This is a genomic window from Microvirga sp. VF16, from assembly GCF_016864375.1.
Lineage (GTDB): Bacteria > Pseudomonadota > Alphaproteobacteria > Rhizobiales > Beijerinckiaceae > Microvirga.
Genome location: NZ_CP069354.1, coordinates 653,742 through 678,968 on the forward strand (window position 1 = coordinate 653,742; position 25,227 = coordinate 678,968).

At 62.7% G+C, this 25,227-nt stretch carries 24 protein-coding genes; 8 read left to right on the forward strand and 16 right to left on the reverse strand.

Features of this window, described 5'->3' with window-relative positions:
- Positions 1-123 precede the first annotated feature (123 nt).
- Both JO965_RS03160 and JO965_RS03165 read right to left on the reverse strand, forming a co-directional pair.
- Positions 124-567: a cytochrome c gene (locus JO965_RS03160; RefSeq protein ID WP_203442264.1), complete on the reverse strand. Its 444-nt coding sequence runs from the start codon at positions 565-567 to the stop codon at positions 124-126.
- 107 nt (positions 568-674) lie between these two features.
- Positions 675-1,715 carry a sodium:calcium antiporter gene (locus JO965_RS03165; protein ID WP_203442265.1) on the reverse strand — a complete coding sequence of 347 codons (1,041 nt, stop codon included), beginning with the start codon at positions 1,713-1,715 and terminating at the stop codon, positions 675-677.
- Positions 1,716-1,958: 243 nt separating this feature from the next.
- Between JO965_RS03165 and JO965_RS03170 the strand changes: the two genes are divergently transcribed.
- The 3 genes from JO965_RS03170 (at position 1,959) to JO965_RS03180 (ending at position 5,114) form a co-directional block, all read left to right on the forward strand.
- Positions 1,959-3,581: an ABC-F family ATP-binding cassette domain-containing protein gene (locus JO965_RS03170; RefSeq protein ID WP_203442266.1), complete on the forward strand. Its 1,623-nt coding sequence runs from the start codon at positions 1,959-1,961 to the stop codon at positions 3,579-3,581.
- A 436-nt stretch (positions 3,582-4,017) separates the two neighbouring features.
- The gene (locus JO965_RS03175; RefSeq protein ID WP_036355449.1) at positions 4,018-4,401 is read left to right on the forward strand and encodes a response regulator; all 384 of its coding nucleotides are present in this window, start codon (positions 4,018-4,020) and stop codon (positions 4,399-4,401) included.
- 5 nt (positions 4,402-4,406) lie between these two features.
- On the forward strand, positions 4,407-5,114 hold the full coding sequence (locus tag JO965_RS03180; RefSeq protein ID WP_203442267.1) for a protein phosphatase CheZ: 708 nt from the start codon (positions 4,407-4,409) through the stop codon (positions 5,112-5,114).
- 60 nt (positions 5,115-5,174) lie between these two features.
- Here JO965_RS03180 and JO965_RS03185 read toward each other — a convergent pair whose 3' ends face one another.
- The 5 genes from JO965_RS03185 to JO965_RS03205 form a co-directional block, all read right to left on the reverse strand.
- Positions 5,175-5,696 (reverse strand): hypothetical protein, encoded by a 522-nt coding sequence (locus JO965_RS03185; protein ID WP_203442268.1) that lies wholly within the window; start codon positions 5,694-5,696, stop codon positions 5,175-5,177.
- A gap of 185 nt (positions 5,697-5,881) precedes the next feature.
- Complete coding sequence (locus JO965_RS03190) at positions 5,882-6,796, reverse strand: oxygenase MpaB family protein (protein WP_203442269.1); 915 nt, start codon at positions 6,794-6,796, stop codon at positions 5,882-5,884.
- A 120-nt stretch (positions 6,797-6,916) separates the two neighbouring features.
- Entirely contained in the window at positions 6,917-8,197 is a 1,281-nt protein-coding gene (locus JO965_RS03195; protein ID WP_203442270.1) for a murein L,D-transpeptidase family protein, read from the reverse strand.
- 263 nt (positions 8,198-8,460) lie between these two features.
- The gene (locus JO965_RS03200) at positions 8,461-9,414 is read right to left on the reverse strand and encodes an acetyl-CoA carboxylase carboxyltransferase subunit alpha (protein WP_203442271.1); all 954 of its coding nucleotides are present in this window, start codon (positions 9,412-9,414) and stop codon (positions 8,461-8,463) included.
- 213 nt (positions 9,415-9,627) lie between these two features.
- Complete coding sequence (locus JO965_RS03205) at positions 9,628-10,404, reverse strand: class I SAM-dependent methyltransferase (protein WP_203442272.1); 777 nt, start codon at positions 10,402-10,404, stop codon at positions 9,628-9,630.
- Between the two features lie 117 nt (positions 10,405-10,521).
- On the opposite strand from JO965_RS03205, the gene gloB reads away from it, so the two are divergent.
- Positions 10,522-11,289, forward strand: coding sequence for a hydroxyacylglutathione hydrolase (gene gloB / locus JO965_RS03210; protein WP_203442273.1), 768 nt, complete (start codon positions 10,522-10,524; stop codon positions 11,287-11,289).
- Positions 11,289-12,089: a GNAT family N-acetyltransferase gene (locus tag JO965_RS03215; RefSeq protein WP_203442274.1), complete on the forward strand. Its 801-nt coding sequence runs from the start codon at positions 11,289-11,291 to the stop codon at positions 12,087-12,089. The genes gloB and JO965_RS03215 overlap by 1 nt, the downstream gene beginning before the upstream one ends.
- 69 nt (positions 12,090-12,158) lie before the next feature.
- Here JO965_RS03215 and JO965_RS03220 read toward each other — a convergent pair whose 3' ends face one another.
- The 4 genes from JO965_RS03220 to JO965_RS03235 form a co-directional block, all read right to left on the reverse strand.
- Positions 12,159-13,037, reverse strand: coding sequence for a DMT family transporter (locus JO965_RS03220; RefSeq protein ID WP_203442275.1), 879 nt, complete (start codon positions 13,035-13,037; stop codon positions 12,159-12,161).
- Positions 13,038-13,099: 62 nt separating this feature from the next.
- A complete protein-coding gene (locus JO965_RS03225) occupies positions 13,100-13,846 on the reverse strand; it encodes an SDR family NAD(P)-dependent oxidoreductase (protein WP_203442276.1) in 747 nt (248 codons plus the stop codon).
- An 87-nt stretch (positions 13,847-13,933) separates the two neighbouring features.
- Complete coding sequence (phbB, locus tag JO965_RS03230) at positions 13,934-14,659, reverse strand: acetoacetyl-CoA reductase (RefSeq protein ID WP_203442277.1); 726 nt, start codon at positions 14,657-14,659, stop codon at positions 13,934-13,936.
- Positions 14,660-14,832: 173 nt separating this feature from the next.
- Positions 14,833-16,011: an acetyl-CoA C-acetyltransferase gene (locus JO965_RS03235; protein WP_203442278.1), complete on the reverse strand. Its 1,179-nt coding sequence runs from the start codon at positions 16,009-16,011 to the stop codon at positions 14,833-14,835.
- Between the two features lie 235 nt (positions 16,012-16,246).
- Between JO965_RS03235 and phaR the strand changes: the two genes are divergently transcribed.
- Positions 16,247-16,822 carry a polyhydroxyalkanoate synthesis repressor PhaR gene (phaR, locus tag JO965_RS03240; RefSeq protein WP_203442279.1) on the forward strand — a complete coding sequence of 192 codons (576 nt, stop codon included), beginning with the start codon at positions 16,247-16,249 and terminating at the stop codon, positions 16,820-16,822.
- Positions 16,823-16,831: 9 nt separating this feature from the next.
- On the opposite strand, the gene JO965_RS03245 is transcribed toward phaR, so the two are convergent.
- From JO965_RS03245 to mtgA, 3 genes are all read right to left on the reverse strand, one after another.
- On the reverse strand, positions 16,832-18,463 hold the full coding sequence (locus JO965_RS03245; protein ID WP_203442280.1) for an EAL domain-containing protein: 1,632 nt from the start codon (positions 18,461-18,463) through the stop codon (positions 16,832-16,834).
- A gap of 211 nt (positions 18,464-18,674) precedes the next feature.
- Entirely contained in the window at positions 18,675-18,860 is a 186-nt protein-coding gene (gene rpmF, locus JO965_RS03250; protein WP_152712060.1) for a 50S ribosomal protein L32, read from the reverse strand.
- A 152-nt stretch (positions 18,861-19,012) separates the two neighbouring features.
- Positions 19,013-19,699 carry a monofunctional biosynthetic peptidoglycan transglycosylase gene (gene mtgA, locus JO965_RS03255; RefSeq protein ID WP_203442281.1) on the reverse strand — a complete coding sequence of 229 codons (687 nt, stop codon included), beginning with the start codon at positions 19,697-19,699 and terminating at the stop codon, positions 19,013-19,015.
- 103 nt (positions 19,700-19,802) lie between these two features.
- Here mtgA and JO965_RS03260 point away from each other — a divergent pair, with 103 nt between their 5' ends.
- Both JO965_RS03260 and JO965_RS03265 read left to right on the forward strand, forming a co-directional pair.
- Entirely contained in the window at positions 19,803-20,729 is a 927-nt protein-coding gene (locus JO965_RS03260; RefSeq protein WP_203444046.1) for a polyprenyl synthetase family protein, read from the forward strand.
- A 626-nt stretch (positions 20,730-21,355) separates the two neighbouring features.
- Entirely contained in the window at positions 21,356-22,480 is a 1,125-nt protein-coding gene (locus JO965_RS03265; protein ID WP_203442282.1) for a calcium-binding protein, read from the forward strand.
- A 65-nt stretch (positions 22,481-22,545) separates the two neighbouring features.
- Here the strand turns inward: JO965_RS03265 and JO965_RS03270 are convergent, their stop codons facing one another.
- Positions 22,546-23,091: a GNAT family N-acetyltransferase gene (locus JO965_RS03270; protein ID WP_203442283.1), complete on the reverse strand. Its 546-nt coding sequence runs from the start codon at positions 23,089-23,091 to the stop codon at positions 22,546-22,548.
- 43 nt (positions 23,092-23,134) lie between these two features.
- Entirely contained in the window at positions 23,135-25,081 is a 1,947-nt protein-coding gene (locus JO965_RS03275) for a potassium transporter Kup (RefSeq protein ID WP_203442284.1), read from the reverse strand.
- Positions 25,082-25,227 lie beyond the last annotated feature (146 nt).

The window sequence follows — 25,227 nt, forward strand, 5'->3', positions numbered from 1 at the left end:
ATTTTGCACCTTGGGGATCGACCCCTCAAGCGGCGCATCGGGTAGCGCGGAAAGCCGGATCCACCTTTCCGCACGATGCACTAGTCGAAGAACTTCGACTTCCTCGGACCCTCGAATACTGCGTCAGCTTTCCTTGCGGCGGTAGGTCTCGTGACAGCCACCGCAGTTCTGGCCGACCCGCTGGATCGCCGCCTGCAGGCTCGCCTGATCCGTGATCGCGCCCTGGGCGGCCTTGGCATCCTGTTCGAGCTTGGTCGCGTGAGCGTCGAAATCCGCCTTGCGTTCCCAGATGGTCGGAAGCGCAGCGGTCTTGCCCTGGGTCGATCCTGCCGGGAACAAAGCGGGGATCTGCTGTGCATTCTGCGCGACCCGCTGGAACGCGGCCTGTGCGGTCGCGGCGTTGAACGGAGCCTGCCCTCGGGCCATGCCGGTGAGCGTGCGCATCTGCTCCTGATTGTTCTTCATGAGATTCTGGCGCTGGGTGATCGGATCGCTTGTCTGGGCCAGCACTCCAAGTCCGCTGAGGATCGATAGACCGAAGAATGCAGTAACGACGGTCCTTCTCATGGCGACCATCCTTTCTCCCCCGTCACAAGATGTCTTCTCGCCCCTGACAGGGCTATAGAAAATCGGAGTTAGAACGGGTTATTCCGTAGACACTCCAGCCCGGTCATTTATTCCACGGCATAGAGCAGCACGAGCCCGCCGGTGAAAAGCACCATCACCGCCAGCGAGTCCCAGCCCATCTTCATCACCGTCGGGTTGCGACGTTCCAGGAGCCCGATCAGGAAGACGCCGGTCAAGGTGGCTCCCAGCAGGGCGGAGATGGTTTCGAACCGGGCCAACTCGTTGATCACGGGGCCGCCGGCGAAGAAGGCATCGGCCAGGAGGATGAGCGACAGATTGACGAAGTTCGTGCCCAGAACTTGGCCGAACGCCATCTCGTAGCGTTTGAGCCGAAGCGCGGCGATGATCGAACTCAGCTCCGGCATGGATGTCGAAAGCCCGATGAGGGCAAATCCCACCATGCCGGTGCCAATCCCCGTTTGCGTGGCCAGAGCATCGCCCGTCTGCGACAGGGCATAGCCCGCGACGAAGATGATCGCACCCGTCACGATGCTCGCGATCACCAGGGATCGCAGGGAGACGCCATCGTCACCGGCGTCATCCTTATCCTCAGCACGCGCATCGGCGTCCTTCACCGTCCACGCAGCCCGCTCATTGTATCCGACGGAGAGCCAGAAGGCGCCGACGCTGATCACGCATATCGCCACGGACCAGGTGCCGATTCCCAACACGAGGACATCCGTTACTGTAATCGCCACGGCGACGGCGATGAGAAGGAGAATGCATAGGGTCGCCATCATCAGCGTGGCGGGGCGCGCAACGGCCGAGGTTACGGCATCCCGGCCGATGAAGGTGTCCGCCACGGCGAGCAAGAGGACATTGATCGCCGCGCTGCCAAGGAGATTGTTGATCGCCAAGGCCGGATTGCCGATCCAGGACGACGTGATCGCATTGGCGACCTCGGGCAGGGAAGTAATGCCGCCGAGAAGCAGCATGCCCACGAAGGCCTGTCCCCAGCCCGTCTTGCGGGAAATCCCGTCCAGCGCATAGGTCAGGCGCGTGCCGGCAATCCAGACAAGCACGGCTGCAACGAGAAAAATTCCGGCATTGATCCAGAGGGGATAGTCTTGCGCGTTAGAAAGAAACAAAGGACAGGATCTCGGTTGATGTTGCGGTGGGTGGCACCTGACTAATCGTCCCTGTCGGCAGTAGTTCCGAATGCCCTCGGAAAGTTGAATCGTAGGCTCTTCAGGATATCACTGCAGGTATGGCTGGTTTGATCTCGACGATGCCTGTCTCTGCCCCAGACATTATGCCCTTGTCCTAAATACTCGCCGTCGGGCACGAGTCATGCCATAAGGCCGCCGCAACCCCTCTAGGCCTTGAGTTTCATGATTCGCGTCGAGAACATCAGCAAGCAGAACAGCCACAGGATCCTCTTCATCGAAGCCTCCGGAAGTCTCCAGAAGGGCGAGAAGGTCGGCCTCGTGGGTCCCAATGGTGCGGGCAAGACGACGCTCTTCCGGATGATCAACAAGGAGGAGCTGCCCGACGAGGGTCAGGTGGCGGTCGATCGCGGTGTGACCATCGGCTATTTCAGCCAGGATGTCGGCGAGATGGCCGGCTGCAGTGCCGTGGCCGAGGTGATGGAGGGTGCAGGTCCCGTGAGCACGGTCGCGGCCGAGCTGCGGGAACTCGAAGCCGCCATGGTGGACCCGGACAAGGCGGACGATCTGGACAAAATCATCGAGCGCTATGGCGAGGTGCAGGCGCGCTACGAGGAACTGGACGGCTATTCCCTCGAGGGCCGGGCGCGCGAGGTTTTGGCCGGTCTCGGCTTCAGCCAGGAGATGATGGATGGCGACGTGGGGGCCCTCTCCGGCGGCTGGAAGATGCGCGTCGCGCTCGGACGCATCCTCCTGATGCGCCCGGACGTCATGCTCCTCGACGAGCCGAGCAACCATCTGGATCTCGAGAGCATCATCTGGCTGGAGGAGTTTCTGCAAGGTTACGAGGGCGCGCTGCTCATGACCTCGCACGACCGCGCCTTCATGAACCGCATCGTCAACAAGATCATGGAGATCGACGGCGGTTCGCTCACGACCTATTCGGGCGATTACGAGTTCTATGAGCAGCAGCGTGCATTGAACGAGAAGCAGCAGCAGGCGCAGTTCGAGCGCCAGCAGGCCATGCTGGCCAAGGAGATTAAGTTCATCGAGCGCTTCAAGGCGCGTGCCTCCCACGCCGCCCAGGTGCAGAGCCGGGTCAAGAAGCTGGAGAAGATCGACCGGGTGGAGCCGCCGAAGCGCCGTCAGTCGGTGGCCTTCGATTTCCTGCCCGCGCCGCGCTCCGGCGACGACGTGGTCAGCCTGAAGGGCGTGCACAAGCGCTATGGCGGCCGCAGCATCTATGAGGGATTTGATTTCGCCGTGCGCCGCAAGGAGCGCTGGTGTGTCATGGGCGTCAACGGCGCCGGCAAGTCGACGCTGCTGAAGCTCGTCGCGGGCTCGGCAGCGCCCGATGACGGGACGGTCACAATCGGAGCGAGCGTAAAGATGGGCTATTTCGCCCAGCACGCCATGGAGGTTCTGGAAGGCGATCGTACGGTGTTCGAGTTCCTGGAGGATTCGTTCCCGCAGGCCGGGCAGGGCTCGCTGCGCACGCTCGCCGGCTGCTTCGGATTTTCCGGCGATGATGCGGATAAGAAGTGCCGCGTGCTCTCGGGCGGTGAGAAGGCGCGATTGGTAATGGCGAAGATGCTCTACGACCCGCCGAACCTCCTCGTGCTCGACGAGCCGACGAACCATCTCGACATGGTCACAAAAGAGATGCTGATCGAGGCGCTGTCGAAATACGAGGGCACCATGCTCTTCGTCTCCCACGACCGCCACTTCCTGGCCGCGTTGTCCAATCGCGTCCTCGAACTCACGCCCGACGGCATCCACCAATACGGCGGCGGCTATACGGAATACGTGGCGCGCACGGGCCAGGAGGCTCCGGGCCTCCGGCACTGAGCCCTTTTCCCCTCCCCCTTGCGGGGAGGGGCAGGGGTGGGGGTGGTGCGACCGGGTGATACCTCCCCGTCATGGCCGGGCCTGTGCCGGCCATCCCGATGCTGTGAAGTACAGCGCTTCAATCAATCGGGATCACCGGCTCAAGGCCGGTGATGACGTGGTGGCAACTGTGTCGCTAGGATCATCCAACACAGCGCTCTGACTTTACGACCCCCACCCTTCATCCCTCCCCGCAAGGGAGGAGGGAAGCGCTCGTCAAGCCCGGCCGTCGCGCCGGGCTTTCTGCTGCAAAAGAACGCGGCCCCGACGGTTGTCATCGCGACGTCAGCTTGAGGCAAGCATCGTCGTCGATAAGGCAGGGACCACAACAACCTTTTTGAAGAAGCCCCGTCAAAGGCCCAGCTTCGCAACCTTTAAATTTCCAGGCCGAAACATCATGGCATTGAATACGTCTCTCCCGGTGCTCATCGTCGACGATTATCAAACGATGCTGCGCATCATCCGTAACCTTCTGAAGCAGATCGGCTTCAACGATGTCGACGAAGCCAAGGACGGCTCGGAAGCCCTGGGCAAGCTCAAGGAGAAGAAATACGGGCTCGTGATCTCCGACTGGAACATGGCGCCGATGACCGGCTTCGAGCTGCTCCAGAAGGTCCGCGCCGATGCGGAGCTGAATGCGCTTCCCTTCATCATGATCACCGCCGAGGCCAAGACCGAGAACGTCGTGGCCGCCAAGCAGGCTGGCGTCAACAACTACATCGTGAAGCCCTTCAACGCGGAAACCCTGCGCTCGAAGATCGCCGCCGTTCTGGGTGAGTAGTCGCAATGCGTCTTCCGCCACCCGTCTCTTTTGACCCTTTGAGCCTGGATCTCCTGGCTCAATCCCGCGAGAGCATCGCTGCCCGGCGGCATGCGGAACTCATGCGGGGCATGGCGGCCATTCATGCGGCGCTCGAGCCGAACAGCGGGGCTTCAAAGGCTCTGATGGATCAGATCCGGACCGACCTGCGCGAAGCACTGCGACTCAAGGAAGAGCTCGACGCCATCACCGAATCGATCCAGCGCACGAAGCGGGAAATCGCAACCCTGCATTCCCGCACCCCGGGCGGTCAGGTCAACAGCGTGACCGATGAATTGGGAGCTGTCGTCTCCGGCACGGAAGCCGCCACCAACAGCATCCTGGCCGCAGCCGAGGAAATCGACGAGATTGCCGGAAATTTCTCTGCGCGTCTGTCCGGCGAGGATGCCGAGATGGCCCAGCGGATCTCCGACCGGGTGATCACGATCTTCGAGGCGTGCAACTTCCAGGACATTACCGGCCAGCGCATCAGCAAGGTCGTCAACTCGATGAAGTTCATCGAGGAGCGCGTGACCCAGATGGCGCATATCTGGGGCGGTCTGGAGAGCTTCAACGACGTGGAGGCTTTCACAACGCCGGAGCGGGAAGGGGACGAAGCCCTCCTGAACGGGCCGGCCCTCGACAGTGACCCGACGCGTACCTCCCAGGACGCCATCGACGCCCTGTTCGGTTGATCTGAACTGCATCATGAAAAGATAAAAGCCCGGCCATCGTGTCGGGCTTTTTGTTGTCCGTCACTGCCGAAGCAGCGTGAGATCGGTTGTAGCCTTGACAGGCCCGTTCGCCCCGATCCGATCCGTGACGACGATCCGAAAGCGGTTCTGATCGACGCTGGCAACGCGCATCTGGGCCGTTGTGTCGCCGTAAAGGGGCCTCGGCCAAGCGATCACCAGATCGAAATCCGTCCCCACCTGCCGACCTCGGAGTTGGGCTGTCCCGACCCGCGAACCCGTATACGTGCCGGTGACCTGTCCTGAACCGGGATCCCAGGACAGGCGGGCGCTCACCGTTCGCGCGATGAGCAGATAGGCGCGGCATGTACCCTGGAGCGAAAGGCCCGTTGTTCCCTGCTGCAGGATCGTGAAGCGGCAGCTGACCCGATGGGAGCTGGCATCCGGCCCCTCCAGGATGGTTCCCGTTCCTAAGAAGGATCCGGCGTAAAGGTCGAAGACAGCCGGCGCAGCGCCCACGCTGCCGGTTGCGGCACAGGCCAAGACGAAGACACCACAGGACAACCGCTGCGAAAGGCAATGCACGGATGCCTCCCTCGGATATCGGGCAGACCGAGCCCTTGATCATCGGTACTTAGGGCCGCGACCGGGCTTAGCGCGGTCTCCCTAAACCGATATTGCAGGCCTTTCCATGATCGAGGCGCGGCAACGCTGCTGAATCGCTGAGGCTACGCCCGAATCGTCATCTGACCCCAAAGGCAACTCTGGGGTCATTTGTAGAGATACATGTCAGGCAGACCAAGACGCCGGCAGGCCTGGACCGCCGGAAAGGACGGCAGGATCAGCCGATCGCTCGCTATTGCCATGGTTCGAACGAGGGCGCGCTCGACCGTGTTAAGGGACCAGGGGGAGCCGAGTTCGAGACGCGCGCGCATCCAGCCCGGCAGGAGTTCCACCGCAGCCTTGACGAGCACCCGCTGCAATGGTCGCGCCGGTGTCGGGAGGATTGGGGCCCGCGTCATGATTTCCAGGAATTCGAAGATCACCGGCGAGGCGACGAGCCGAGATTTCATTCTCTCGAACAATGCATCGAACTGCTCCTGGGATGCAGGCGCCCCGGCTGCACCGTAAAGCCTTGCGGCGGGGAAGGCCTCGACGAAGAGCGAGGCCCGCTCAGTCGAGGCGAGAGGTCTGACATAGGCGTGATAGGCTTCCGTGAAACCGAAATCTGCCGTCGCCTGCACCCAGTCGAGCAGGACAGGATCATTGGCATGGTAGGCCTCGCCCTCCCTGGTCTTGCCCGCCACCCGGTCATGCCGTCTCACGACGCTGGCGATCATGGCCTCCGCCCTGCTGCGCGGCCCGTAGACCGTCACCATGGCGGCAAGTCCGGTTCGCTGAAGGCGCTTCAGCGGATCCGTGCGGAAGCTGCTGTGCTGCCAGACTCCGTCGCGAACACGGGGCTCACCGAATTCGAGCAGAACAGCCGTGATCCCGCCGATGAACAGGGAGATGGGATTCTTGAAGATGCGCCAGGACACGGAATCCGCCGCAACCAGCGCCGGCTCTCCTGGCGGAATCGAGAAGTCGATTTTTTGGGCGGGCTGGAGAAATGCCTGGGCCAAGTCGTCGATGCGATCCTGTAAAAGACCAGGTAAAACAACGGCATGAGAAGTCAGGAGCATGGCATTGCCTCCTCTCCTCAACCCCTTTCAGGCTGGAAAAGTTTCCTGCGGCGGTCCAATCCCGTCCATGAAAAAGCCCGCCGAAGAGGCGGGCTTTTCGATGCGCTATGGTTGCGACGCTCAGTTCGCGGCCGCCACGTTGACCTTGGCGGGAGCCTGTGCCCGCTTCTCGGGCACCGCCTTCACAGGTGTTGCCCTGGCAGGTGTCGGAGCGACCTGGACCGTCTCGGCCACCGGCTGCGAGGCCGAAGTGCTGAACAGGTCGGTCACGCTGCTGAACATCTTCCTGTAGAATGGAGTCTCGGAGCTGGAAGCCGCTGCGGCGGCCGCCACCGGCGCGGTCTGCTGGGTCACCGCCACACGGGTCTCGGCCTGACGGGGCTCAGGCTGCGAGGCGGGGACCTCCTTCATGGAAGCGAAGGCGAGGGCTGTCGTCGGCGCCTCGATCTTCTCGCGGCCGCTGTCGTCGAGCGCGACTTGCCGCGGGCCCGAGGAGATGCCCTCGGTGCGGCTCACGAAACCGAGTTTGCTGTCGGACACGCCTGTCACGTTGGCGAGCGCCTCGCGGAAGGATTCGTGCGTGTCACCGTCGTTGTAGACGAGCTTGATCGGCTTTTCGCCCTTCGAAACCAAATCGGCCACGTCCTGCTCGTCCTGACGCTGCTTGTGTGCCACGGCAGCAACAGTGCTTTCTTCGGCATTGAACAGGTAGCGCTTGTTGGCCACTGCCACACGCAGCTCTTCCTTCGTGACATCGAAGGTGTCGGAGCCTTCCTTCAGGTTTTTCCAGAAGGCCATGTTCGGGTCGAGGCGGTGCTTGGCCAGATTCTCGGCCGTCATCCGGAACGGATAGGACTGGAACTGGAAGCCGCGCTGACCGGCGCCGAGGGCCTCGCGGGCGATGGCATAGATCTCGGAAATGTTCTGGTCCGTCATGGCAAAGCAGCCGCGCGAGGAGCACGCGCCATGCACCATGATGTCGCCGCCGTTGCGGCCGAAGGACCGGTCATAGGCGTTCGGATAGCCGGTATCGAACGACAGATAATAGGCCGAGTTCGGGTTCATCTGCGCCGGGGTGACCGTATAGAAGCCCTCCGGCACCTGACGGTCGCCTTCGCGGGTTTTCGGGCCGAGCTGACCCGACCAGCGGCAGATGGGGTAGGTCTTGAGGAGCGCGTATTTCCCGTTGGAGCCGCGCTTCCAGATCTCCAGCTCCGATTCCTTCTTGTAGGCCCGGACCAGGATAGGGTCTGACTTGGACATGCCCTTGGTCGACATCAACGCCATCGTGGCTGGCGGAATCGGCACGAGGTGTCGGGTGGAGCCACGGGAAAGCTGGTCGTCCTGGCAGGCAGCAAGCGCGAGCACCAGGCTCGCGGCCAATGCAAAACGCTTCATCATGGGGGACCCCGCAATTCTTGATCTGCCCGACGTTTGTGCCGGTCAGTTCCCCTTTAACTCCTAAATCGTTAGCCTTAACTGGTCATTACTGCAAGCGGAGCAGTGATGGAGTCATGATTAAGGGAAGGTAAAAAATCCGCCCGCGAAGGGTTTCGACACCGCTCATCGGAGGAAAGCCCATCTCTTCCGAGGTAAGCAGCGCTCATGCAGCCAACGGAACCGCCCCTGAGTCGGGCGAGTCCCTGAATTCGAGAGACGGGATACTAGAGCTTGCGACCGATATTGAGGAACTTGTCGGCGCGGTGATCGCGAATCTCGGCCGGTCCCATATTGCCGAGGTCGTGCAGGGCCTCCTCGATGGCGTTGCCGGTGGCCTGGATGGCCGCCTGCGGCTCCCGGTGGGCGCCGCCCACGGGCTCCGTCACGATGCCGTCGATGATGCCGAGCCGCAGGAGGTCCTGGGCGGTGATCTTCATGTTGGTGGCAGCATCCTGGGCGCGGGCCGCATCGCGCCAGAGGATCGAGGCCGCGCCTTCCGGCGAGATCACGCTGTAGATGGCGTGTTCCAGCATCAGCACCTTGTTGGCGGTGGCGATCGCGATGGCGCCGCCCGAGCCACCCTCGCCGATCACCACGGAGACGTTGGGCACGCCGAGCGACAGCTGCATCTCGGTCGAGCGGGCAATGGCCTCGGCCTGTCCGCGCTCCTCCGCCTCGATGCCCGGATAGGCGCCAGCGGTGTCCACGAAGGAGATCACCGGCAGGCCGAAGCGGTCGGCCATTTCCATCAGGCGCACGGCCTTGCGGTAGCCCTCGGGGCGGGCCATGCCGAAATTGTGTCGGATGCGGGTCTCGGTATTGTGGCCCTTCTCTTGGCCCATGACGCAGACGGGCTGGCCGCGGAAGCGTCCGAAGCCGCCGACGATCGCCTCGTCCTCGGAGAACTTGCGGTCGCCGGCGAGCGGCGTGAACTCGGTGATCAGGCCGGAGCAGTAATCGACGAAATGCGGCCGCTGAGGATGGCGCGCGACCAGAGTCTTCTGCCAGGGCGTGAGCTTGGCATAGAGATCCTTCAGGGCGTCGGCGGCCTTGACCTCCAGGCGGGAGATGTCGTCCGTGATGGAGACGGCGTCCCGGTTCTCCCCGAGCGCCCGAAGCTCCTCGACCTTGGCTTCCAGCTCGGCGACGGGCTTTTCGAAATCGAGATAACTGCGCATCAGACTCTACAGCATCGGGCCCAAAAGTGGATTTGCACTTTTGGGACTAACCCGATGCTTTCTCCTTTATGAGAGCATCGTTCAGGCAGAAAACCGGATCCACTTTTCCGCACGATGCTCTAACGAAAATGAAGGCCGGCGTGACCGGATAGCCCTGCCGAAGCGGGGCGGACACTGGCGTTTTGGCGGGTCCAAGTCAAGTTGAGCCCTGCCTTACTCTCGTAAAACCAGCGGAATCAAGGAGGACGGTGTCAGCCGCGAGGCAGGAGCCGCCGGGGCCGGAACGAAAACCGGGGCGAGGCGCCTGGAGCGGCGCACCGCACGGACGGCTCCCGGCCGGTAGAGCTGCTTCGTCGCCTCGACGATGTGAAGGCCCGCGAAGGGCAGGGAGAAGCCTGCGCCGACCTGCTCCCAGGCCTGGGCGCTCTGGAGTAGGAGGCGGCTGCGCAAGGGAGGCATGTAGAGGGTTTCGGCCCAGCCTTCCGGTGAGAACCAGGTCTGGCGCATGAGGCTTTTGAGCTGCGAGCGGCTGTAGGGTTGCCCGTAGCCGAAGGGCGTCGTGTCCATGCGGGCCCACAGGCCGCGCCGGTTGGGCGCGACGAGGATGATCCGCCCGCCAGGGGTGAGAATACGCCAGATCTCGTGCAGGAGTTCGCTCGGGCTCTCCACCGTCTCCAGGGCATGGACCACGAGAACCCGGTCGATGGAGGCATCGGGCAGGGGCATCATCAGCGGATCGACGAGGGCCGAGGCCGAGGCTCCGCTCCTGGGCCAGTTCACCACGCCCTGGCTCGCAGGCATGAAGGCCAGCGTCCGCTCGCTTTCATCCTTCACGGACGAGAGATAAGGCGGCGCATAGCCGAGACCGAGCACGCGCAGGCCTGTGAGCGGTCCCCAGAACCGGTCGATGGCCCGTCCGACGAAGCGGCGCGTCACGGCCCCCAACGGGCTGGCGTAGAAGCCGCGCAGATCGGTGATGTCGATGCTCATGGCCTCAACAGAATGCCTCTCGATCCGGTCCCGCAACCGCATTGCGAGGGTCCGGGTCTGGTTTCACGCGCCGACTGTTCCATGATAGCTCAGAGCACATCAAGACAGGGTGCCTCGATGTCAGCCCAGATCCACGCCTTTCTCTGCCTTCAGGACAATATCGGTGTTCTGGTCCACGATCCCAACACGGGAGCCTGTGCGGCCATTGATGCGCCGGAGGAGGGGCCGATCATGGCGGCTCTCGCCAAGACTGGCTGGCAGCTCACCGACATCCTCATCACGCATCGCCATACCGATCACGTGCAGGCCATCGAGCCCTTGAAGCGCCGCACCGGCTGTCGGGTGGTGGCGCCGATCAAGGCGCGCGAGGCGGTGCCGCATGCCGATGCCTATGTGCGCGAGGGCGATACGGTAATCGTGGGCGGCCTCCAGGCGCATGTGTGGGAAACACCGGGCCATTGCGTGGATCATGTGTCCTACTGGTTCGCGGCGGATCGCGCTCTGTTTGCCGGCGATACGCTCTTCACCCTCGGCTGCGGGCGGATGTTCGAAGGGACTTATCCGGAATTCTGGGCCTCGCTGCAGCGCCTCGCAGCGCTCCCGGACGAGGCACGGGTCTATTGCGGGCACGATTATACACTCTCGAACGCACGCTTCGCGCTCGCCGCCGATCCGGACAACGAGGCGCTGAAGGCACGGGCGGCGGAAGCGGAAAAAGCAAAAGCGGAAGGTCGTTTCCTGGTGCCCTCGACCATCGGCCAGGAAAAGGCGACCAATCCCTTCCTGCGGGCCGGAGAGCCTGCGCTCGCGAAATCCGTTCATAAGGAAGGAGCAAAGCCTGTGGAGGTGTTTCAGGCCTTGCGCGAATGGAAGAACAGGTTCTGATGAGAAGCACCATCGTGCAGGAGCGGACAACTTTCATGAACGACCACAGCCTCATCATCGGACTCGAGAGCCGTCTCGTGAATGCCTGGCCCTCGTTCGATTATCAGATCTATGACGGCTGGGTTCTCCGCCTTGCGAACGGATATTCGAAGCGCGCCAATTCCGCGACGCCTTTTCGGCCGGGTGTCGGTCTCGACGATGAGCTGATCGATTACATGATCGCCCGCTTCGTCGAGGCCAATGTGCGTCCGACCTTTCGCCTCAACGGGGTCGAGGCGCCGGGTGTCGACGAGTTGCTGAAGCAGCGCGGCTTCAAGGACATCGAGCCGACGCATGTTCTCACGGCTCCGATCAAGAACGGCGATTGCGAGATCGATCCCGAGGTGGAACTCGCGCCGCAGGTCTCCAAACGCTGGGTGCGAGCGGCGGCGGAATCCTATGGCGGCGACAAGGCCGATGACGAGATCCTGATGAGGATCGTCTCCCGCATCCGCCAGAAGACGGCGTTCGCGACCCTCAGCCTGGATGAGAGGCCTGTGGCCTGGGGGCTCGGGGTGGTGGAGCGCGGTTATATCGGTCTCTACGACATCGTGGTGGCGCCGGACCTGCGCGGCATCGGCCTCGGCCGCCGCGTGGTCGCGAGTCTCATGGCCTGGGGCTGCGGGCAGGGGGCGCACACCGCCTATCTCCAGGTGCGCGAAGAAAACGAGATCGCCCGCTCGCTCTACGGCGCGCTCGGCTTCGAGACCGCCTACCGGTACACCCACCGGGTCATGCCGGGACGCTCCTCTTCGGCGTAGGGCATGATTTCGGAAAAGTGGCGTTCGGTTTTCCGGCAAAAATCATGCAGGATAAACTTTGGAGCTCGCTCAAGATCTGACAGATTCTGAGCGAGCTCCAAAGGTCGCGACCAGTGCGCCGGCCACGATGAGGCCGCAGGCGAGCGCCAGTGTCAGGGTCGGCTCCGCATAGCCGGCCACCACCAGGAGCAGGGTCGAGAGAACTGGTGTCGCGTAGGAGGCGACGCCGAGGAAGCGGATGTCGCCGCGCTTCATGCCGATGTCCCAGACATAGAAGGCAGCACCCACCGGACCGAGACCGAGCGCGAGAAGAGCGAGCCATTGCGTCGTCGTCTCCGGCCAGACCGTTGTCTCGAATGCGAGATGGCAGACGAGACTCAGGAGCGAGGTCATCAGGCAGAAGCCTGCTACCGCATCGGTCGGCACCTGGCCGAAGCGGCGGGAGAGAACCGAGTAGCCGGCCCAGACGAAGGCGGCGATGAAGGCACAGATGTAGCCGGGCATGTATTCGGCCCGCGCATCGAAGGCACCACGTCCGGCAATCAGCACCACAACGCCGGCGAAACCGAGCAGTGCTCCCACGATATGCGCCCGCCGCAGATGCTCGCCCGGCAGCAGCGAGGAGAACAGCACGATCAGAAGCGGCCAGAGATAGTTGATCAGCCCCGATTCGGCCGGCGGCGCCCAGCGCAGAGCTGCAAAGTAGAGCGCGTGATAGCCGAAGAGGCCGCCGATGCCCAAGGCCCAGACCACCGGCTTCTGCCGCAGGGCCTTGAGGCCCTGAGGCCGTGCGATCCAGCTCACCACGCCGACCATCCCGCCGACAAGGAAGGTCATGGCGGCAAGTTGGAAGGGGGGAATCGTGCCCGTCGCCGCCGTGAACAGGGCAAGCAGGGACCAGAGCAGGATGGCGATGAGGCCGATGGTGGTGGCGGTGCGAGTCGTCATGGCCGCCACCTACCACGACTTTCCCGAAGTAGCGAAACTCCAGGAGCCGAAATGTCAGGACTTCAGTAAGTTGTGCGCCCGCCGCTGAGATCGAAGGTGGCGGCCGTGGTGAAGGAGTTCTCCTCGGAGAGCATCCAGACGACCATCGCGGCGATCTCGTGCAGTTCGGCGAAACGGTCTCTCGGGATGCGCACGCGCATGTATTCGATGAATTCCGGCGTCAGCGAATCGAGGATCTTCGTCTTGGCGGTGGTGGGCGTGATGCAGTTCACGGCAATGCCGGTCTTGGCCAGTTCTTTCCCCAAAGACTTGGTGAGACCGATGATGCCGGCCTTCGCGGCGCTGTAGGCGGCGAGGTTCGGATTTCCCTCCTTACCCGCAACAGATGAAATGTTGACGACGCGGCCGTAATTGTTCTCCTGCATGATCGGCACGATGGAGCGACAGCAATTGAAGGTGCCGGTGAGGTTGACCTCGACGACATTGCGCCACTCCTCGACGGAATATTCGGCCAGCGGCTTGACCGGTCCCGTGATCCCGGCGCCATTCACCAAGCCGTCGATGCGTCCGAAAGCAGCGCGGGTTTGTTGCGTGGCGTGCTCGACGGAGAGGCAGTCAGACACGTCGACGCTCAGCCCGATGCAATCCTTCGAGAGTGCGGCGGCACTGGCTTGGGATTCTTCAAGGCGAAGATCCCAGATGGCGACTCTGGCGCCCGATTGCACGAGGCGCTCCCCGATTGCATAGCCTATGCCGCGAGCACCTCCTGTGATCACGACGGTTTTGCCCGCCATGTCGATGCGGTTCATCCTCACGTTCTCCGTGTTGCAGGCAGGATCCAGCGCATCAGACCCGGAGCGCAGTGTGGAACTGCGTCCGGGACGACACTCTGCGCGTCAGGCCATGTACTGTCCGCCATTGATGGACAGGGTCGAGCCGGTGACGAAGCCGGCCTCGTCGGAGGCCAGGAACAGCACGCTGCGGGCGATCTCCTCCGCCTCGCCGAGGCGGCCGACGGGAATGAGCGGCAGGATCTTCGACTTGAGCACCTCTTCGGGCACCGCCTTCACCATCTCGGTGGCGATGTAGCCCGGCGCGATCACGTTGACGGTGACGCCCTTGTTGGCATTCTCCTGCGCCAGTGCCTTGGCGAAGCCGATCACGCCGGCCTTGGCGGCGGAGTAGTTCGCCTGTCCCATCTGGCCCTTCTGGCCGTTGATGGACGAGATGATGATGATGCGCCCAAAGCCGCGCTCGCGCATGCCCTCGATCACCGGGCGCGTGCAGGTGAACATGGAATCGAGATTGGTGCGGATGACGGCGGACCACTGATCGAAGGTCATCTTGTGGAACATGCCGTCGCGGGTGATGCCGGCGTTGTTGACCAGGATGTCGACCGGTCCGAGTTCGGCCGCCACCGCCTTGATCCCGCTCTCGCAGGAGGCGGCGTCGGAGACGTCGAACTTGAAGACCGGAATGCCGGTCTCAGCTTTGAACTGGTTGGCGGCTTCGTCATTGCCGCCGTAATTCGCGGCAACCGTGTAGCCTGCGTCTTTCAAGCCTTTCGAGATCGCGGCACCGATGCCGCGGGTGCCACCGGTGACCAATGCAACGCGCGCCATGCTGTTTCCTTCCCAAGACCATTCCCGTGCGGATCTCTCAGGGATCCATTCGTCGTGAGACGATCGGTTTCAAACCGCCTCACAACATAGCTTAGGATATTTGACAGAACGGGGAAGGGTGAGGCCCCGGAATTTCCCGGAGCCTCGTCAAGTTTTTTGGCGCGAGGCAGCTTTTAGCGCTCGAGGCACATGGCGACGCCCATGCCGCCGCCGATGCAGAGAGTGGCCAGGCCCTTCTTGGCGTTGCGCCGGCCCATCTCGTGCAACAGGGTCACGAGCACGCGGGCGCCCGAGGCGCCGATCGGATGGCCGATGGCGATGGCGCCGCCATTCACGTTCACGATCGACGGATCCCAGCCCATGTCTTTGTTGACCGCGAGCGCCTGGGCCGCGAAGGCCTCGTTCGCTTCGACGAGCTCAAGATCGGACACCTTCCAGCCGGCCTTTTCCAGCGCCTTGCGCGAGGACGGGATCGGGCCGGTGCCCATGATCGCCGGATCGACGCCGGCGGTCGCCCAGGAGGCGATGCGGGCAAGCGGGGTCAGGCCGCGCTTCTCGGCCTCGGCCTCCGTCATCAGCACGATGGCGGCCGCGCCGTCATTGATGCCCGAGGCATTGCCGGCCGTGACCGTGCCGTCCTTCGAGAAAGCCGGCCGCAGCTTGGCGAGAGACTCGACGGTGGTGCCGGCGCGGATGTACTCGTCCTGATCGACCACGATGTCGCCCTTGCGGGTCGCGATCGTCACCGGCGTAATCTCGTCCTTGAAGCGGCCTTCCTTCTGCGCCGCCTCGGCCTTGTTCTGGGAGGCGGTGGCAAACTGATCCTGCTCCTCGCGGGTGAGCTGCCAGCGCTGGGCCACGTTCTCGGCGGTGTTGCCCATGTGGTAGCCGTTGAAGGCGTCCATCAGGCCGTCTTTCAGCATGGTGTCGACGAGCTTGAAGTCGCCCATCTTGGTGCCGGCGCGCATATGCGCGGCGTGCGGCGCCAGCGACATCGATTCCTGGCCGCCGGCCACGATGATGCTGGCATCGCCGTTGGCGATCTGCTGCATGCCGATGGCGACCGTGCGCAGGCCGGAGCCGCAGAGCTGGTTGAGCGCCCAGGCGGTCTTTTCCTGCGGCACGCCACCGGCCATGGCGGCCTGCCGGGCCGGGTTCTGGCCCTGGCCGGCAGTGAGGATCTGGCCGAGGATGACCTCGTCCACGTCCCCGCCTTCGACCTTGGCGCGCTCGAGGGCCGCCCTGATGGCCACCGCGCCGAGCTCATGGGCCGGCGTGTTGGCGAAGGCGCCGTTGAACGAGCCGACGGGGGTGCGCGCCGCGCCGACGATAACGATGCTGTCTCGGGCCATTCCTCTCTCTCCTGTGCTGATGATTTGACGTTGGAATGAATGTAGGGCTCGCCTGATCAAATCCCCAGAGGGTGGGATGTCAAGGATCGGTTCGTGCAGCCCAGCCCCGCGTGCCTTAGACTTTTGGCGCTTTGATCGTTCGGCATAAGGCTTATAATCATTGAACGCTGGCATCCCGCGGATCGGGATGAAGGATGCTGGGCACGGTGAATCTCCCGGGAGTGTATCGGGCAACATGGCGACGGACAAACAACCGACTGTCATCAAGAAATATGCCAACCGCCGCCTCTATCACACGGGTACTTCGACCTACGTGACGCTGGAAGATCTGGCCGGCATGGTGCGCAAGGGCGAGGACTTCGTGGTCTATGACGCGAAGTCGGGCGAGGAGATCACCCGCTCGGTCCTGGCCCAGATCATCTTCGAGCAGGAGAACAAGGAGGGCCCGAACCTCTTGCCCGTCACGGTGTTGCGCCAGCTCATCCGCTTCTACGGCGACAGCATGCAGGCGCTGGTGCCGAGCTATCTCGAATTCTCCATGAACAACCTGTCTCAGGAGCAGCAGAAGCTCCGGGAGCAGATGGCCCAGGCCTTCGGCCCGGGAGCCTTCCAGGCCATGGAGGAACAGGTGCGCAAGAATATGGGCTTCTTCACGGAAGCCATGCGCATGTTCTCGCCGTTCCCTCAAGCCTCGTCGGGTGCGTCCGAGACGAAGTCCTCTGCGAAGGGTGAGGAAACGAACGATCTCGATCATCTGAAGCAGCAGATGGCCGACATGCAGGCCAAGCTCGACAAGCTGGCGAGCAAGTAGCGCTGATTTTTAGCCGCGCGCCTTCTTCAGCATCTGATGCAGCGTCGAGGGCTGCAGCAGCGCTTTGGGCTCACCGAACAATCCGCCCTGCAAATAATCCACGCCCCAGGACGTCAGCAGGCGGGCGGTCACCTCGTCGTCCACCCAATCCGCCGCGGTGGCGATGCCGAGATGCTGAGCCATGTCGATGAGAGTTCGGACATGGAGGCGGTCATCGGTCGAGCGCTTGAGCGGCTGGATGAAGACGCCGTCGATTTTGAGAAGATCGACGGGCAGCATCTGCAACTGGGGAGGCGTCACATAACCTGCGCCAAACCCGGTCAGCGCGAGTCCGATGCCCAACGCCTTCATGGCATGGAGACGGCCCAGGGTCTTCCGGCACTCGGCCAGGGCAGCCTCTGGGATTTCGATGACGAGCCGCGACTCGATGCCGGGGCGAGCGCCGAGATGGGCTGCCAGCATGGGCAGCCATTCGGTATCCTGCAGGGTTTTGGCCGAGACCGGCAGCGCCAAACGCACGCCCGGGTGATCCTTCAGATGATCGGCCGCCAGCTCCAGCGTGCGCCCATCGACGAGGAGGGGGAGGTTTGCCTCCTTCAGCCCCGGCGCCGGGCCAAGCGGGACCGTATGGCCTTCGGAGCTTGAGAGCGAGGCGCAGGCCTGCATCAGGGCGGGAGCACGGCTTCGGGCCTCCACCATCGGCTGGTAGGCGAGGGTCAGGCTACGGCCGTTGAGGGCAGCAACCCAATCGAATGGCGCCTGTTCGGCCGCCGGTGAGGGCACTTTCGAACGCGCATCATAGAGTTTACAGATCTCTCCACGCTCCAGGCCCGAGGCCAGAGCCTGCTCGGCAAAGCGCAGCAGCTTCGTGGCCTTGAAGGTGTGATCCGGGGCGCAGGCAGCGCCCAGATGGAGCGAGGCACCGGCCGGGTGATCCTTCACGAGACTGGAGAGCCGCCTCATGGCACTCACCGCATCCGAGGCTGGGCAGCAGGTCAGGGTCAGGGCAAAGCGGTGGGGACTGAGAACAGTGAAGAGATCGTGGCGACGCATCATTGGGCGCACCTTCCGGGCGATCACCGCCATGGAATCGGCCTCGTCATCGTCGAGCGCGCCGACGATCAGGGTGCAGGTCTGGGATGCCCGCAGCGCCTCATTGATGCCGTTCTGAATGCTGCACAGAAGCTTCGAGCGCCGCTTCAGCATCTCAGGCAGCAGATCCCGTGCCCCCGAAGCCGGATCGAAACGCAGCTGGCCGCGGGCGAAGGCCGGGCGGCCCTGGACATCCGGCTGCCAGCGGCCCGCATCCTCGACCATCACCACCTGGTCTGGCTCGAAGCGCAGGGCATAGCGGGTCTCATATGCGCCACCCGCGCCCTCACCGATGGCATCCTGGCGGGACAGGCCACAACCGGGCTCGACCAGTTGGGAGAAGGCATGTCCGGTCCTCGGCAGGTCTCTCGACGACAGGCCGAGCGCCTCGGCGGCACCGGGGCCCCAGGTCAGGGCGTCGGAGATCATGTCCCAGGCGTAGATGACGCCCGCAAGAGGGGAGCGGGAAGTGCGTGAGGCTTGGCGTTGGCGCGATGATCGGGATACGCCCTTGAAAAGTCCCGTCCGCCCCTGCCCCTTCGTCGCCATCACACTCACCCTCGAATTACGCACGGATCGGGGGTGGCTAAAGGCGCCTTTTCGCAGGCCTGACCAAACCCCCGGAACCCAAGGATGCAGGATCGGCCTTCAGGCTTAATGAAGGGTAAAAAGTGATGGAAAATCAGGGCGTTTGGGGATTGTGGGCATAAAAAAACCGGCGCTCAAGGCGCCGGTTCGGATCATTGCTCGTCGCGTCAGATTACGCGTCGGTCTTCACCTTCAGGACCTGACGGCCACGGTACATGCCGGTCTTCAGGTCAACATGGTGAGGACGGCGCAGCTCGCCGGAATCCTTGTCCTCGATGTAGGTCGGGGCCTTCAAGGCATCCGCGGAGCGACGCATTCCGCGCCGCGAAGGCGACGTTTTTCTTTTTGGAACGGCCATATCTCGTCTCCGGTTAAAATAGCGGAGCGCCCGCTCAACCGGGGAACGCTCACATCTCAAACTTGATGAGGTTGCGCCTCATACAAGGTCTTTGGGCAAATATCTAGCCCCTCAAAGCAATCCGAAGGTTTTTCGTTGCCGCAGGGAGTCTTTTAAGGTTTCAGGCAGTCACTGAAGGGCGCAGCTCTCTCCATGCGCGCCTGCAACTGCCCCGCCAGGGCTCGATGGCCGGGCCTTGGGCGAGCCGGATTGCGGACCAGGGGATTGGGCAGAGCCCGCGCCATCAGGGCCGCTTCCTGGCGGGTCAGGTTCTTGGCCGACTTGCGGAAATACTTTTGGGCGGCCGCCTCGGCTCCGAAAACCCCGTCACCCCATTCGGCGATGTTAAGATACACCTCCATCATCTTCCGCTTCGACCAGATCAGATCGAGGTAGAGCGCGACCGGGATCTCAAGGCCCTTGCGGACATAGGAGCGGCTCGGCCACAGAAAGAGGTTTTTCGCCACCTGCATGGGGATGGTCGAGGCTCCTCGGGACGGCCCATCCTCATCAGCCGCTTCCACCACGTCCCAAAGGGCATCCCAGTCGACGCCGTTATGGTCGCAGAAGCGACTGTCCTCGGCGGTCATGACGGCGAGCGGCAGGCTGGGCGAGATCTCGTCGAGGCGGACGAAATCCCGCTCGACCGGCTGCAGCGTGAGCCAGCGGCCGAGCATCAGGGTTGAGACCGGTGGCACGGCCCAGTACAAAAGGCCTAGCCAAAAGACCGCGCCGACCCATAAGAGGATGAGACCAAGACCGATCTGAACGAGGCGGCGGAAAATGCGGGTGACCGTCATCGGCTCCCGCGACCGTCCCGACCGCAGCGTCCATTTCGGCTTCCATCGTTCACCGGCATTCCCCTCGGACGGGGCGGTAGCCCCTTCCGTATTCAGGCTCGTCATGGCGCCATCCACCAGCACTTTCACGACGCGGCTCTCTGACGCCGCGAGGATTGTCGAAGCAAGTCTTGAAGCCTTGCTATCAGACAAAGCCGCTCCCGGCGAGCTTGCCCGGCCGGCTCGCCTTATGGCGGCCATGCGTCATGCGGTCCTGGGAGGCGGCAAGCGCCTGCGCCCATTCCTGACCATTGAGGCGGCGCGCCTCTTCGGGGTGGAAGGACAGGGGCCCCTGCGGGCAGGCTGCGCTGTCGAGCTTCTCCATTGCTATTCCCTGGTGCATGACGACCTGCCATCCATGGACGACGACGATCTGCGCCGGGGGCAGCCCACCGTTCACAAGGCCTATGACGAGGCCACTGCCATCCTCGTGGGCGATGCCCTCCAGACCTTCGCCTTCGAGGTTCTCGCCAATCCGGCGACGACCGGGGATCCTGCCATCCGCTCCGATCTCGTCCTCGGCCTCGCCCGCGCATCCGGCCTCGGCGGCATGGTCGGCGGCCAACTGCTCGACCTGACGGCGGAGGGGCGCTACGGAACCGCCGAGATGGACGAGACCGATGTGCGCCTCCTGCAGATGATGAAGACCGGTGCGATCCTCACCTTCTCGGTCGAGGCAGGCGCGATTCTGGGACAGGCCGATCCGGCGACGCGCAGGAAACTGGTCCAATACGGACGCGCTCTCGGCGCAGCCTTCCAGGTCGCCGACGACATCCTCGACCGGGAAGCGTCCGCAGAGGCGCTTGGCAAACGCACGGGCAAGGACCAGGAGAAGGGCAAGGCCACCCTCGTGGAACTGCTCGGCATGGACGGTGCCCGCCGCGAATGCCGGCAACTCGTCGAGAAGGCGGAAAGCGCTCTCGATGATTTCGGGCCGCAGGCGCGGACCCTGCGCGAGGCCGTGCACTTCGTCGTGGAACGGCAGGTTTAAGCAACGCTCTGATTTCCAGCATCTCACAGCGGGCAGGATCGCCGTTTTGCCAGATCATGCAGAAGCGAAAGTAGATGTGGCTCGGATTTCGCAGTCTCTCATCCGAAGACCATTTGCGTGCAATGACGCATTTGTCCTTTTGGTGGGAAGCCAGGCAGTTGGACTATTATGGATGATCACGTAAGCAAGTGTTGGAGAGATGTGTGCGGAAGGATCTTCATCGCCGCAATTTCTTGACCCCCTTCGGAACGGTGACGGCAATCGATTCGGATGTGTTGTCACGTGTATGAAAAGATCAGATCCACAAAGATTCATTGTGTAATAAGCGACTTCTTCTCACTGACTGCAACGATCCATTGTTTGCGGAAAGATAATTTCATTAAGTAACAGTAATCGCCATTTTGTTCTTTGATACAGGGAAATCACGATACTCAATCACTCACGACGAAGGCGTAACTCGAAAGCTTTCCTCTGTGAAAATCACACGAGTTGTTTCACACTCTTTTCGGCTCAGCACCAACACATAAGACGCGGTGGTGAGGTGCGTCCGAACGCCAACTAGACGCGTATTCGGGGGCAATGGGCTGGGCTTCTTACCCGGGGGCATGGATCAACGGGAGGAACAGATGGCCACAGCGTTCCGCGTAATCATGACCGGAAACCAAGAAGTGCCGCCGACGGGTTCAGCGGCAAGAGGCGTTGGCACGGTGATCTATGACAGCAATACAATCACGGCGCCCTATTCGATCAATATAACCGGACTGGACTTCGGGCCCATCACGGGCCTTGGGCCACAGACGGCGGATACTGGCGACGATGTCACCAGCTTTCACGTCCATTTTGGCGTAAGGGGTGAGACCGGCGATGTCATCTTCGGTCAGATCAACCCGGACCAGGATCCCGATCTGCAGATCAGTCTCAACAGCGACGATTCTTGGACTTTGAGTGGACGATGGGATTCAGCTGATCCGGCCAACGTCTGGATCGTGGTATTCGGCAGCATCCTCAATTTGCATCCTCCAGGGTTGGATGCACCTTTCTATTTCAACGCCCACACTTCGGAATTTCCCTCAGGCGAAATCCGTGGCCAGTGGACCGTCATCTCCAACGATAACAGCAATACAGTCAGGGGAACGGCCAGTGCCGATTTCCTGCCAGGGCTCGGCGGCAGTGACCGTATCTTCGGCAGGCAGGGCGATGATCGGCTGGACGGGGCAACGGGCAACGACCGTCTGTTCGGCGAAAGCGGTAACGATACTTTGATCGGTGGTGCTGGGAATGACAGGCTCGATGGCGGGATCGGCGATGACAACCTGTCCAGCGGCAACGGCAACGATCAACTGCAAGGCCGCAGCGGCGATGATCGGCTGAATGCCGGTGCAGGCCGCGATACTCTGAACGGTGGTCTTGGAGATGATATCCTGATCGGTGGCAGCGGCGCGGATGCTTTCACGTTCAACAGCACCTTGGGCAGCAGCAACATCGACACGGTCCGAGGCTACAACTCTGCCGCCGATACGATCCAACTGGACAATTCCGTCTTCACGGGACTCCCAACGGGAGTTTTGTCGGCCGATGCTTTCCAGATCGGGACAACGGCCATCGATGCTACCGACCGCATCATTTATGATGATGCGACGGGAGCCGTCTTTTTCGATGCCGATGGCAATGGCACCGCGTCGGCTCAGATACAATTCGCCACGATCCAGGGAAGCCCGACACTGACTAGGTTCGACTTTCTTGTCATCTGAAGAGATGCCAGCCTTCGCCGCGGGGCTATACCGGCCTCGCGGCTAACCTTTGCTGATACCGGTCGTCAATCCGTCGGTACCCAGAACATGAGCTTCACGTGGCCAGGACGATGGTTGTGTGGGAGGGAGCCTGCGAACTCGCCGCCATTGGCGAGAATAACCTTTCGCGACGCTTCGTTGTCATCGTCGCAGGTGATCATGACTCGTGAGAAGCCTTCCGAGCGGCAAACGGGGAGGATCAGGCGCAGGGCCTGCGTGGCGTAGCCGCGCCGCTGCTTCCAGGGCACGATTGTGTAGCCGATATGGCCGTAGATCACCGTGGGTAGGTCTTCCGTTCCCCGTTGGAAGCGAAAGCCGATGCGGCCGCAAAACTCGCCATCGCTAATCCAGAAATCATGAGCGGGCAGGCGCGCCACCTCGCGTCCGTCCGGCAGCCGGACCATCGGGCTGTTGTAGAGATCATGGAGAAAGCGCTCGGGATTGCGCCGGAACTGCAGAAGCTGCTCGCGGCTCACATCCTGGTCAGTGTTGGGGGACCAGCCCTGCTCGAGGGCATGAGCATAGGAAGGAAGCCAATCGAGGCTCGGGCGGATGAGGGTGATGTCAGTCATGGACCGCCAAAACTGACATCGAGTGAAACGGAGGGCAACAGGCTTACACCGTCACCTGCGTGCCCACCTCGACCACACGTCCGGTCGGGATCTGGAAGAAGTCCGTGGCGTCGCTCGCCGATTTCGCCAGGCCGATGAAGAGTTTGTCCTGCCAGAGCGGCATGCCCGACTGGCTGGCGGGGCGGATCGAGCGGCGGGAGAGGAAGAACGACGTCGCCATGATGTCGAACTTGAAGCCCTGCTTGCGCAGGATCGCGAGGCCGCGCGGGATGTTGGGCGTTTCCATGTAGCCATAGCTCAGGCGGATGCGCCAGAACGAATCGCCCACATGCTCGATGGCGACGCGGTCATCGTCCTCTACGCGGGGAACATCCGCGCTGTTGACGGTGAGAATCACGTTCTTCTCGTGCAGCACCTTGTTGTGCTTGAGGTTGTGCAGAAGCGCTGCCGGCGCGGTATCCGGATCGCTCGTCAGGAAGACGGCGGTGCCCTTGACCCGGTGCGGCGGGCTCTTCTCGAGCATCTGCACCAGTTCGAGGAAGGGCACGTCGATCTTGCGGGTCTTCTCGAACAGGATCCGGGTTCCCTTCACCCAGGTCCACATGAGCACGAAGAAGACGCCTGCGATGACCAGCGGGACGTAGCCGCCGTCGAGAAGCTTGACGAGGTTCGAGGACAGGAAAGTGAGATCGATCAGCAGCAGGGGCACCATGACCAAACCGGTCTTCACCGGACCCCAGCCCCAGCTCCGGCTGATCACCAAGCAGGCGAGCAGGGTGGTGACGACCATCGTGCCGAAGACGGCGATGCCGTAGGCGCTGGCCAAGCTGCTGGAAGAACCGAAGAGCAGCACGAGGCCGACCACGGCGGCGAGCAGCAGCCAGTTCACGCGCGGCAGATAGATCTGCCCCTGATGCGTCTCCGAGGTGAAGCGGACTTCCAGGCGGGGCAGGAGGCCGAGCTGCACCGCCTGCCGAGTGAGGGAATAGGCGCCGGTGATGACGGCCTGGCTCGCCACGATGGTCGCGAGCGTGGCGAGGATCACGAGCGGCAGGAGCAGCCAGGGCGGGGCCAGCAGGAAGAACGGATTGGCGATGGCATCCGGGTTCGACAGGACGAGGGCGCCCTGACCGAGATAGTTCAACGCGAGAGCCGGGAACACGACGGTGCCCCAGGCCATGCGGATGGGCTTGCGGCCAAAATGGCCGAGATCCGCGTAAAGCGCTTCAGCGCCTGTGACGGCAAGGCAGACGCTACCGAGGATTGCAAAGGCCGTGCCCGGATGGGTGACCAGGAAGGACACGCCATAATAAGGGTTGAACGCGAACAGAACCTCCCAATCGTCAGCGATATGGAGGAGGCCGAGGCCCGCCATGGTGATGAACCAGAGGAGCGTGAGGGGTCCGAAAAAGGCCGCGACCCTGCCTGTGCCGTGGCTCTGCGCAGCGAAAAGGGCAATCAGGATCGCCAGGGCGCCGGGGAGAACATAAGCCTCGAAGGAGGGGGCGACGAGCTTCAGGCCTTCGAGGGCCGAGAGAACGGAGATGGCGGGCGTGATGGCGGCGTCGCCATAGAACAGGGCCGCTCCCGCCATGCCCATCATGAGCACCGGGAGGCTCCGCCGTCCGAGCGCACGCTGGGCGAGCGCCACTAGGGTCAGCGAGCCGCCTTCGCCCTTATTGTCCGCGCGCAGCAGCAGGACCACGTATTTGACGGAGACCGTCAGGATCAACGCCCAGATGAGGAGCGACAGAATGCTGATCACCAGTTCGCGCGTGAGCGGGACGGGGGTTCCGTGGTGACCGCCGGTGGCGGCGGCGACCGTCTCACGCATCGCGTAAAGCGGGCTGGTGCCGATATCGCCGTAGACGACGCCGATGGCTCCAAGGGTGAGAGTCCAGAAGCTCGCCTTGAAATGGCTGTCCGGTAAGGTGGCCTCGGGGGCTGCGGAATCTGCATGTCCCGGCGCGACGGCGTGCTGTTCTGCCATGTGTGCTTTTCTTTGCGGATGTGCCCGCGGACGGCCCTGGTTGAAACTCTCTATAAACGACAAAGGGCGGCTTCTTCTCCGCCCCTTCTTCAAGAGCGCAGCGGCCGTCATCGCCGGCGCGGCGGGCTCTCTAGCACATCGCGCTT

Coding starts and splice junctions, on each gene's coding strand:
- JO965_RS03170 (WP_203442266.1), top strand. CDS start 1,959: ATGATTCGCGTCGAGAACATCAGCAAGCAGAACAGCCACAGGATCCTC.
- JO965_RS03215 (WP_203442274.1), top strand. CDS start 11,289: ATGAGAAGCACCATCGTGCAGGAGCGGACAACTTTCATGAACGACCAC.
- JO965_RS03225 (WP_203442276.1), bottom strand. CDS start 13,846: ATGAACCGCATCGACATGGCGGGCAAAACCGTCGTGATCACAGGAGGT.
- JO965_RS03235 (WP_203442278.1), bottom strand. CDS start 16,011: ATGGCCCGAGACAGCATCGTTATCGTCGGCGCGGCGCGCACCCCCGTC.
- JO965_RS03180 (WP_203442267.1), top strand. CDS start 4,407: ATGCGTCTTCCGCCACCCGTCTCTTTTGACCCTTTGAGCCTGGATCTC.
- JO965_RS03220 (WP_203442275.1), bottom strand. CDS start 13,037: ATGACGACTCGCACCGCCACCACCATCGGCCTCATCGCCATCCTGCTC.
- JO965_RS03190 (WP_203442269.1), bottom strand. CDS start 6,796: ATGCTCCTGACTTCTCATGCCGTTGTTTTACCTGGTCTTTTACAGGAT.
- JO965_RS03275 (WP_203442284.1), bottom strand. CDS start 25,081: ATGGCAGAACAGCACGCCGTCGCGCCGGGACATGCAGATTCCGCAGCC.
- JO965_RS03205 (WP_203442272.1), bottom strand. CDS start 10,404: ATGAGCATCGACATCACCGATCTGCGCGGCTTCTACGCCAGCCCGTTG.
- JO965_RS03200 (WP_203442271.1), bottom strand. CDS start 9,414: ATGCGCAGTTATCTCGATTTCGAAAAGCCCGTCGCCGAGCTGGAAGCC.
- phaR (WP_203442279.1), top strand. CDS start 16,247: ATGGCGACGGACAAACAACCGACTGTCATCAAGAAATATGCCAACCGC.
- JO965_RS03260 (WP_203444046.1), top strand. CDS start 19,803: ATGGCGCCATCCACCAGCACTTTCACGACGCGGCTCTCTGACGCCGCG.
- JO965_RS03245 (WP_203442280.1), bottom strand. CDS start 18,463: ATGGCGACGAAGGGGCAGGGGCGGACGGGACTTTTCAAGGGCGTATCC.
- JO965_RS03270 (WP_203442283.1), bottom strand. CDS start 23,091: ATGACTGACATCACCCTCATCCGCCCGAGCCTCGATTGGCTTCCTTCC.
- JO965_RS03175 (WP_036355449.1), top strand. CDS start 4,018: ATGGCATTGAATACGTCTCTCCCGGTGCTCATCGTCGACGATTATCAA.
- mtgA (WP_203442281.1), bottom strand. CDS start 19,699: ATGACGGTCACCCGCATTTTCCGCCGCCTCGTTCAGATCGGTCTTGGT.
- phbB (WP_203442277.1), bottom strand. CDS start 14,659: ATGGCGCGCGTTGCATTGGTCACCGGTGGCACCCGCGGCATCGGTGCC.
- gloB (WP_203442273.1), top strand. CDS start 10,522: ATGTCAGCCCAGATCCACGCCTTTCTCTGCCTTCAGGACAATATCGGT.
- rpmF (WP_152712060.1), bottom strand. CDS start 18,860: ATGGCCGTTCCAAAAAGAAAAACGTCGCCTTCGCGGCGCGGAATGCGT.
- JO965_RS03195 (WP_203442270.1), bottom strand. CDS start 8,197: ATGATGAAGCGTTTTGCATTGGCCGCGAGCCTGGTGCTCGCGCTTGCT.
- JO965_RS03265 (WP_203442282.1), top strand. CDS start 21,356: ATGGCCACAGCGTTCCGCGTAATCATGACCGGAAACCAAGAAGTGCCG.
- JO965_RS03160 (WP_203442264.1), bottom strand. CDS start 567: ATGAGAAGGACCGTCGTTACTGCATTCTTCGGTCTATCGATCCTCAGC.